Source organism: Empedobacter sp. GD03797 (assembly GCF_029842105.1).
GTDB classification, from domain to species: domain Bacteria; phylum Bacteroidota; class Bacteroidia; order Flavobacteriales; family Weeksellaceae; genus Empedobacter; species Empedobacter falsenii_C.
The window spans coordinates 293,475-302,798 of record NZ_JAOCFS010000002.1 but is presented as its reverse complement, the minus strand read 5'-3'; the positions used below and the strand labels follow the sequence as shown (position 1 = coordinate 302,798).

The following is a 9,324-nucleotide window of genomic DNA, read 5'->3' as shown; positions in this document are numbered from 1 at the left end:
TATAATCTATTTTTAAGGACCGTTTTTACGGTCTTTTTTATTATTATTTATGTTTTAAATCTTCGCGATAAGGACTAAAACTATCAATCAAAATACCTTCTTCCAAACATATAACACCATGTTCTACCATTGGTTGTGCAAAAAAACCATCACCTTTTTTTAAGACTTTTGTTTCTTTATCAATTGTTACACTAAAAATACCTTCTGCAACATAAGTAATTTGTGAATGAAAGTGTTGATGTAAAATACCAATTGAATCTTTATCGAATTTTACAATAACCATCATGATCTGAGAATTATAGCCGATAAATTGTCGACTAATTCCATTTTCCAAATTTTCCCATTCAGAATTCCCATCAAAAAATAAATCTTTTTTATATTCCATTCTTATTTGAATTTTTTTACATACTTTTCCAATCCGATATTTAGCTTGATCAGTTCTTTAACCGCTAATTTCGAAACTTCTTCGGCTCCAAGTTTTGATAGATGCGTATCATCGTCTTTACCTTTTGGATAATAATCAATTTCATTTGGTTGATAATGTAAATGCAATTTTTTAGAGTTTTCTGGACCATATTTTATTTCCAATTTCTCTGTTAAATATTGCATATCAACAAACGGAACATCCAAATCTTTTGCAACATTTCGCACAATCAAAGGATATAAACCATGTGTATCAACCAAAACGCTTTTTTCATTAAAATTTCGACGAACAATAGAAGTCATTAAAATCGGAATAGCACCTTTTGCTCTTGCTTCTGTAATGTATTGTTCCAAATTTGCGCGATATTGAGTGACAGGGTTTGTGTAACGAACAGAATCTTCAATTTTTTGATCGTTATGTCCAAATTGAATAATTACGTAATCACCTTTTTTCAATTGATTCTGAACTTTTTTCCATCTTCCTTCTGTTCTAAAACTTTTCGAACTTCTTCCATTTGTCGCATGATTCTGAATTTCTAAATCAGAATTCATTAACTCAGGCAAAAGTTGTCCCCAGCCATGTTCAGGATTTTTAGTTGGATTTTCTTTATTCGCCATTGTCGAATCTCCAACAAGGAATAAGGTTCTTTTTTGTGCGAATGATATGCTAAAAAACAAGCATAAAATCGTTGATAAAATTATTTTTTTCATGTTAATTTTGTTTTGGATTCCATCCGTTAAAAATATTCTCGATGGTATATTTTTGTATTTCTTTTTCGGTTAATTGATGCGACCAATTTGTTCTTTTTTGAGGATTATTTCCTAAACCTTTACTTTTATATTCTGCATAATAAGCCGTTTTTTCTTTATCTGGAAACATTGCATCACCTTTCCATTCGTTCCAGCCAATAGGAAGAATATGTTTTCCCATTTCGGTATGTATAAAAACTGTTTTGGCAAAAGGACGCCAAGGTCTTCCCAAATAAACTTTTGTCAAATTGTCTTCTGCAATAAGGCTACAATTGAAAAATACATAACCAAATTCTCGATCTTGATGTGTTGCAGCAGCTGTAATGTAAGAATTAGCCAAACTTTTTATAATACATTGCTCAAAAACGGCAATTGCTTCACCAAAAATAAAATCTGTCGTTCCTTCGATATAACAATTTTGATAATATTGACGACTTCTATTTGTTGCAGTGTACAATGTATCTTGACATCCTAATAATCGAATATTTTTTGCCACAAATTTATCGCCTTCCACATGCAACGCAACTGCTTGTCCTTGGTTACAACTTTCGTTTTGAATCGTAAGATTTTCTAATTGTATTTCATCTGCTTCAACCAAAAAAGTATAGGAAGTATAGGTAGTCATTTTTTGATTGGTTAAACCATCAATTTTTCCAGAAAAATCATTATTCGTGATAATAGTTTTCTCCGAATTTTCTCCTTTTATTGTTATTTTATGTTTCCAAGAAGGAATTCTAATTTTTTCGTGATAAACACCATTTTTAACAAGAATCAACGCTTGATCAGGTCCTAAATCTCTCAAAGAATTAATCGCTTCTTGAATAGATGTAAAATCTGCTTGTTGATCTTTTGCAACAGTAATTGTTTTGTATTGAGCATTTACATTGATAAAGATGAAATGTAAACAAACTATAAAAATGAATTGAATGATTTTCATTTGTTAAATCTTTTCGTTAAAAAATCAATAATGTAATGTTTCGTTTCATCAAACCAAGGATTCATTAACCAAAAAGAATGAGGCGAATTCTCTATTTCGTGTGCTTCATTTAGAATATGATAATCGTTTAATTTTTTCATCATATCATCTCTACCAGCTCGAAATCTTGGTTGCGAACTATTGATAAATAGAGTAGGAGGCGTTTTAGAATTCACATATTCCAAAGGCGAAGCTTCTTTCCAAAGTTCAAAATTATCTTGTTTCGTATAACCGAAAAAATAACTAGCATAAGACCCTTCTTCAGCTTCGGGATGAATAAAAGAAACAATTCCATCAACATTAATAATTGCAGCAATTTTCTTTGATTTTACGCCGTAAAGTGTTGCCAATTGAGCACCAGCAGAAGCGCCAAGAATAACGATTTTAGATTGATCGAGTTTATATTTTTTGCGATTCTTTCTCAAATAATTAACTGCATCATCCATATCTTCTAAAGGAGCAGGAAATTTTGCAACATCACTTAATCTATAATTTATAGCCATGGTTACAAAACCAGCCGAAGCCAAAGCTTGAGCCATTGGTTTTTGATTTTCTTTGCTACCCGAAATCCAACCTCCACCATGTACAAGAACAATTGCTATAGAGGATTTAGTTTGATTTTTTGGTTGATAAATATCTGCTTTTAATTGATGTTTTTCTTGATAAATTATATCCTCAAACGCATTAATATTTTCGAAATTTTTAGAAGAAATTGGCGTAATAAAAGGATAATTTTTCTTTAATTTTTCGTAAGTCGTTTCGATTGTATAAGGCGAAGCCTTCGGTCTCTCAACTTGACCGAAGGCTATCACCATATGCATCATAAAAACAAACAAAATCTTTTTAATTGATAACTGCATTCTTTTTGACTTCTTTAGAACTTGTTACATTCTTCTTATCAAATGCTTTTGGTAACTTGATTTTATCAGATTCATTACCAATAATCTTAATTTCTGGAGTTGTAGCAGACTTGAATTCAGTAGTGCTTAAATCAACATTTTTACTGTTAAAAATTGTGACTGCTTTTCCGTCTTTGTAATTGAATTTTACATTTTTCAGTTGAATTCCATCAGCGTCAATAATACTTAAAGCTTTTTTCGTGTCGAAAGTTGAATTTTCAACCACAATATTTTTAATATTCATTTCCGCAAGTCCCATGATAAACAAGGCTTCGTGAGAACTTACAACATTAATATTTTTGAAAAATATATTTCGAATTGTAGGAGTTTCCTCAGTTACAGGAACTTTTTTATCATTTCTTTTTTCGTCATCCGCATTTTGATCATCTTCTACAATCGGAGAATTCCCTTCGTAAAACATGTTAAAACCAATTGCTTGCGCAGGAATATTAATCATATCAATATTAGAGATGTAAATATTTTCGATTAATCCACCACGACCACGAGTTGTTTTGAATCTTAAACCAATATCTGTTCCGATAAAAGTTGCACCAGAAACATGAACATTACGAACGCCACCAGACATTTCGCTACCGATTACAAATCCGCCGTGCGCATGATAAACCGTATTGTTTTTGATAATGACATTTTCAGTAGGAATTCCACGATCGCGTCCATCTTTATCTTTTCCAGATTTGATACAAATTGCATCATCACCCACATCAAACGTATTGTTGTAAATCAACACATTTTTACAAGATTCTAAATCCAATCCATCTCCATTTTGCGAATACCAAGGATTTCTAACATTCAAATTTCGAATGATAATATTCGAACTCATTAATGGATGAATGTTCCAAGCAGGTGAATTTTGAAACGTTGGACCATCTAAAAGTACACGATCCGAATTAACAATGCTAACCATTACTGGACGTAAAAAATCTCTTACTTTAATTAGATCTTCTTTGCTAATTTTATCAGGAACATTAAAGTTAGAACTGCTGATATAACCTAATTTAGAGCCTTCGCTTGGAAACCACGTTTTTTTATCATCTGATAAAACTCCGCCAGACGCAACTAGATTTTTCCATTGAGAATCTGTCATTTTACCCTTCTTTACAAAACGCCACGCATCACCATTTCCATCGATTGTTCCATTTCCTGTAATCGCAATATTCTGCGCATTTTTAGCAGAAATAGGAGAAGCAGTACGCGTTGTATTTAATCCTTCGAAACTTGTTTCAACTAAAGGATAATCGTTAAAATCTTTACTAAAAATCAATAAAGCGCCATCTTCTAAATGTAAATTGATATTACTTTTAATTTCGATAGGTCCACTCAACCAAATTCCGCGCGGAATAACAACTTTTCCTCCACCTTTCGCACTTGTTTCTGAAATAGCTTTGTTGATTGCTTCTGTATTTTTGAAAATCCCGTCCGATTTTGCACCATATTGTGCAATTGAAACAACACGATTTGGAAACGAAGTTTCTTTTACTTTCGGCATATTGAACTCAATATCCTTGTAAATATTCTCATCAACTTGAGCTGATAAATGAGTAGAACAAACAATCGCTAAGGCAACTGTAAGTAGTTTTATGTATTTTTTCATTATTTAATGTTTTTGTTTTGAATGATAGTTTTGAATTCTTTGAAAACAATTGATGCGATAGCTTTTGCACCTGCAATTTGAAAATGTGTGTTATCTTTTTGTCCATTTGGATAAGCATCGAACAAATTCGCTTCAAAATTCATGAAATAGGTTTTTGTTACATATTCTTGTCCTTTTTGGCTAAAAAAATCCATTGATAATTGATTCAAATCTAAGAATGCAACATTTTTTTCTTTTGCAATTTCTTTTGCGACAAATGGATATTCGCCATGTACATTTTCTAACTTTCCATTTTTCCAAGGATAATTTCTCGCAACAGGACTTAGAATAATCGGAATTGCACCTTTTTCTCTCGTTTGATCCACATATAATCTCAAAAATTCCTTGTAACCTTCTAAGTTTACAAATCGTTCTGGTTTATCTTCGGCGGCATCATTATGTCCAAATTGAATCAACACATAATCACCTTTTTTTAGTTGTGAATAAACCTCTCGCCATCTACCTTCTTGAAAAAAAGTACGCGTACTTCGACCACCTTTTGCTTTATCTTTGACGATGATATTTTTATTCGCTAAATGCTTTACATCTTGTATGCTATCTTTTGCAAAAAATGGTTGAAATTCTTGTCCCCAACCAGCAATTGGATATCTGTTTTTCATATAGTTTTTATCCGGATCATAATCGCCTGTATAATCTGCAACAGTTGAATCTCCGATTAAGAAAATGGTGATAGATTTTCCTTTTTGTGCATGACAAAAACTTGACAAAGTAATGAAGCAAATCAAGGTATATAAAAATTGTTTTGTCTTCATTATTTCTCGTTTTTATCTATTCTGAACCAATCAAAATCAGCATAACCACCACGTTTCGCATCTTGAGAACTTATACTATATACACCAACTTTTGCTCCAATCCATTTTCCTGGTTTAGCTTGAAATGGATCTCCGATTGATGTATATTTTTTTCCGTTTTCACTAAAACTAAATTGACAAATTCCGTTTGGTTCGCTCACTTTTACTTTCAAGAAAACTTCATTAGTTGATAATTTTACTTCGGATAGAATTTTTTCTGGATTATTTTTCTCTGCTTTTTCTGCACGAATCAATTGTAAATAATAGCCATCTTTTTTATTTGTAATAACCAAAGATTGATAATCTGTTCCCATGATTAATAAACCAGCAGTTTTCTCTTCTGTAGCATCTTCAGGCGTAAGTTTTACTTTCGTTGAAGCTGTGAAATTTGGTGCAGGAAATTTCTGCGTTAACAAATTAGGAACTGTCCAAAGATTATTCGAATTTTCAGGAACTTTGATCGAGAAAAGACGAAGAAAGTTTTGGTTTGCTAATTTACTGTACCATACAATTGAAGGATTTGCGCTCCATTGCCATTGTAATCCGATATCGTTTCCTTTAAATTCATCCGTTTCCGAAGGATTTATAATTTCAGATTTATTCGAAATTTCAGGTTTTTTATACGTTAAAACTGGTTCTCCAATTCCATTTTTATCTTGATCGATACCAATAAATGGCCAATCGTTGATCCACTTCATCGGTTGAAGGTGAACAATTCGTCCGTAAGTGTCCGCATCTTGAAAATGATAGAACCAATCTTCTCCATTTTTTGTATCCACCCAAGCACCTTGATGAGGTCCATTGACAGTTGATTTTCCTTGTTCTAAAACAATTTTTTCATCATAAGGTCCATAAATATTTTTTGAACGTAAAACCAATTGCCAACCAGTTGCTACACCACCTGCAGGAGCAAAAATATAATAATAACCGTTGCGTTTATAGACTTTTGGACCTTCGACAGTTGGATGATTTTCGTGTCCATCGAAAATATGTTTTCCTTTATCTAAGACTTTTGTTCCTTCCGCATTCATTTTTTTGATTGTCAAAAGGCTTTTTATACCAGCGCGACTTCCTGCCCAACCATGTACGATATAGGCATTTCCGTCTTCATCCCAAAACGGACACGTATCAATAATACCTTTTCCTTCTTCAACTAAAACAGGATCTTCCCATTTTCCAAATGGATTTTTGGTTTTGACCATATAAATTCCGAAATCTGGATCGCCCCAATAAATATAATATTCGTTGTTATGAAATCTGATACTCGGCGCCCAAACACCATCACCTCTTTTTGGCGTGCTAAAATGTTTGATAGGAAAAACATCGGGTAGGGCATGATTGACCAATTTCCAATTAATCATATCAGTTGAATGTAAAATTGGTAAACCCGGCGCTTCATTAAAACTGGAAGCCGTCATGAAAAAATCATCACCGACACGAATTGCATCAGGATCAGAATAATCTGCATATAAAACAGGATTTTTATACGTTCCGTTTCCTAAATCTGATACCCAAACATTTGATTTTTGAGCGTGTATTGGCAAGAAATTTAATCCTAATAATGATAGGAGAATTAATGTTGATTTCATGGTGATTAACGATTTAATTCTAATGCAGCTAATATAAATGGTCCAGTTCCTTTTGGATCATTTGCTCTTATTTCTTCATTGATGTAATACTCGTAAGAACCATCACGATAAGGATTTCCTCCTAAACCAGCAACAGCACAGCATTTTTCTAAACTTACAATACCTTTTTCATCGACTTGAATAAATTCTTTTAAAATTCCTTCAAATCCATTTTTGGCATTTTTCATGTATGATTTTGGCAAATAACCTTTGTTAACACCTTTCGCTAACGTATAAACGTACATCGAAGAACCCGTCGCTTCCAAATAATTACCTGTTCTATTTCCTTGATCCAAAACTTGATACCAAGTCCCCGAAGAATGTTGAACCTTCACAATCGCTTCTGCATATTGATTAAGGTATTTGATTAATTTATCACGACCTTGATAATCTTTTGGCAAATAATCTAACACATCAACCAAAGCCATTCCGTACCAACCCATTCCTCTCGACCAGAAGTGTTGAGAAAGGCCTGTTGTACTATTTGACCATTTTTCTTTTCTGCTTTCGTCCCAACCATGATAATATAAACCAGTTTTTGGATCGCGATTATATTTTTCGATTAAGTCAAATTGTAAAACAATTTTATCGTAAGATTTTTTCGCTTCTGTTGCGCTCTGAAATTTTGTTGCATATTTTGCATGAAAAGGTTCGGCCATATAAACACCATCTAACCACATCTGATTTGGATAGATTTTTTTGTGCCAATATCCGCCTTCCGTTGTTGTTGGTTGTTGTTCTAATTGCTTATCCAACGTTTCCATTGCAATTTTGAAACGATTTTCTTTTGTTTTTTCATATAAATCAAAAATTGCATCACCAGATTTGATCATATCTAAATTATAATTCTCGAATTTATACGTATCAATTTTTCCGTTCGAATCAATCATTCTATTTGCATAATCGTAGATATAATTATAGACCGTTTGATTATTTGTTTGCTCATATACTTTGTACATAGCGTCTAAAACCAATCCATTTGTATAACTCCAACGTGGTTTTTTTTGAAAATCTAAAAGCGTAGGATCAGGGAAACGAATAGTCTCTGAAATTGCCATTCGTTCTGACCATTTTAATTTTGGATTGACAAGAATATCTTCTGTATTTTTTTTCTGACTGATACAAGACGTACTCGAGATTATCATCAAACCACAAACCGTTGTTTTTAAAATGTTTTTCATCATCAACTATTTATAAACGATTAGACTTTTCTAATTGAACCAATTTCGAATTCAAATCATTGTAGAATTCAGTTTCATTTTTAAGTCCATTTGGTTCTTGTGCCCAAGCTGCCAAAATATAATATGTCATTGTTTTGGTTGTCGGTTTGAAAACGATTAAATGATCATCTTTTCCATCAACTAATTTTTCTACCTCATCCGATTTATAGAAAATTGCCATTCCAAGCAAATCATTTTTGTCAACTAAAGTTTGTTTTCCGTAAGTTGCGATATATCCCCAATTTCCATTTAAGCTTTTCTTTTGCTTCAACGGAATATTTTTGAATTTCACCAAACCAGTTGTTAAACCATTCGTTAAGACAGAAGTTTTCAATTCAAATTTAGAAAAACGATCATAAGGATAAATTGAAACTTTCGCTTTTACATCTGTTGTATGATTATCAGTTTTCCATTTAGAATAATCAATTTCAAAACTCGAAACATTTTTACTGTTTTTTATTTTGATATATGTGTTTTCAACTTGATGCAAATGCGCAACTGTATCATTCACTAATCGTCCAAAACCACCAATTCCAAGCGATTTACCAGCTTTCAAGATATCTTGTCCCCAAGGAAGAGGTTCGTGATAAGAATCAAAACCATCTTGTCCAACATCTTGTAAAACTTGTGTTTTCACTTTTTTTCCAAAAATATCAACCGCATTTCTCCAATCCAAATACAAGCGGTAACCAACATTTTGATTTTCCCAACCTGGACCTTCGTATCGAATATCAAAAGCATGATCGGTATGTTGAGGATCAAGTGTATGTTCTTGTACATTTCGAAATGTTCCGCCTTCATATTCTTTATGACCTCTTTTTCCATCTACCCATTTTCCGCCTTCTTTTATAGAAATTTCTGAATAGGTAAATCCATTGTTTTCATGTTGAACCAATCTGTTACTACAAGAAGTGACAAGGATTAATGTTGTTATTGTGGCAATAATTTTTTTCATACGTATTAAT

At 32.5% G+C, this 9,324-nt stretch carries 9 protein-coding genes; all 9 read right to left on the bottom strand.

Annotation, left to right across the window (positions count from 1 at the left end):
* Positions 1 to 43: 43 nt before the first annotated feature.
* From N5D90_RS03390 to N5D90_RS03350, 9 genes are read right to left on the bottom strand one after another with little or no spacing between them, the layout of a single operon-like run.
* A complete protein-coding gene (locus N5D90_RS03390; protein WP_280061559.1) occupies positions 44 to 385 on the bottom strand; it encodes a cupin domain-containing protein in 342 nt (113 codons plus the stop codon).
* A gap of 2 nt (positions 386 to 387) precedes the next feature.
* A complete protein-coding gene (locus tag N5D90_RS03385; RefSeq protein ID WP_280061558.1) occupies positions 388 to 1,134 on the bottom strand; it encodes a rhamnogalacturonan acetylesterase in 747 nt (248 codons plus the stop codon).
* Between the two features lies 1 nt (position 1,135).
* Complete coding sequence (locus tag N5D90_RS03380; protein ID WP_280061557.1) at positions 1,136 to 2,110, bottom strand: pectinesterase family protein; 975 nt, start codon at positions 2,108 to 2,110, stop codon at positions 1,136 to 1,138.
* Positions 2,107 to 3,009: an alpha/beta hydrolase gene (locus N5D90_RS03375; protein WP_280061556.1), complete on the bottom strand. Its 903-nt coding sequence runs from the start codon at positions 3,007 to 3,009 to the stop codon at positions 2,107 to 2,109. Before N5D90_RS03375 ends, N5D90_RS03380 begins: the two co-directional genes overlap by 4 nt.
* On the bottom strand, positions 2,993 to 4,660 hold the full coding sequence (locus N5D90_RS03370; protein WP_280061555.1) for a glycoside hydrolase family 28 protein: 1,668 nt from the start codon (positions 4,658 to 4,660) through the stop codon (positions 2,993 to 2,995). The genes N5D90_RS03375 and N5D90_RS03370 overlap by 17 nt, the downstream gene beginning before the upstream one ends.
* Positions 4,660 to 5,472 (bottom strand): rhamnogalacturonan acetylesterase, encoded by an 813-nt coding sequence (locus N5D90_RS03365; protein ID WP_280061554.1) that lies wholly within the window; start codon positions 5,470 to 5,472, stop codon positions 4,660 to 4,662. Before N5D90_RS03365 ends, N5D90_RS03370 begins: the two co-directional genes overlap by 1 nt.
* Positions 5,472 to 7,100, bottom strand: a complete 1,629-nt coding sequence (locus N5D90_RS03360) for a glycoside hydrolase 43 family protein (RefSeq protein ID WP_280061553.1) — start codon at positions 7,098 to 7,100, stop codon at positions 5,472 to 5,474. The genes N5D90_RS03365 and N5D90_RS03360 overlap by 1 nt, the downstream gene beginning before the upstream one ends.
* Before the next feature lie 5 nt (positions 7,101 to 7,105).
* Complete coding sequence (locus N5D90_RS03355; RefSeq protein ID WP_280061552.1) at positions 7,106 to 8,320, bottom strand: glycoside hydrolase family 105 protein; 1,215 nt, start codon at positions 8,318 to 8,320, stop codon at positions 7,106 to 7,108.
* Positions 8,321 to 8,330: 10 nt separating this feature from the next.
* The gene (locus N5D90_RS03350; RefSeq protein ID WP_280061551.1) at positions 8,331 to 9,314 is read right to left on the bottom strand and encodes a DUF4861 family protein; all 984 of its coding nucleotides are present in this window, start codon (positions 9,312 to 9,314) and stop codon (positions 8,331 to 8,333) included.
* Positions 9,315 to 9,324: the final 10 nt, after the last annotated feature.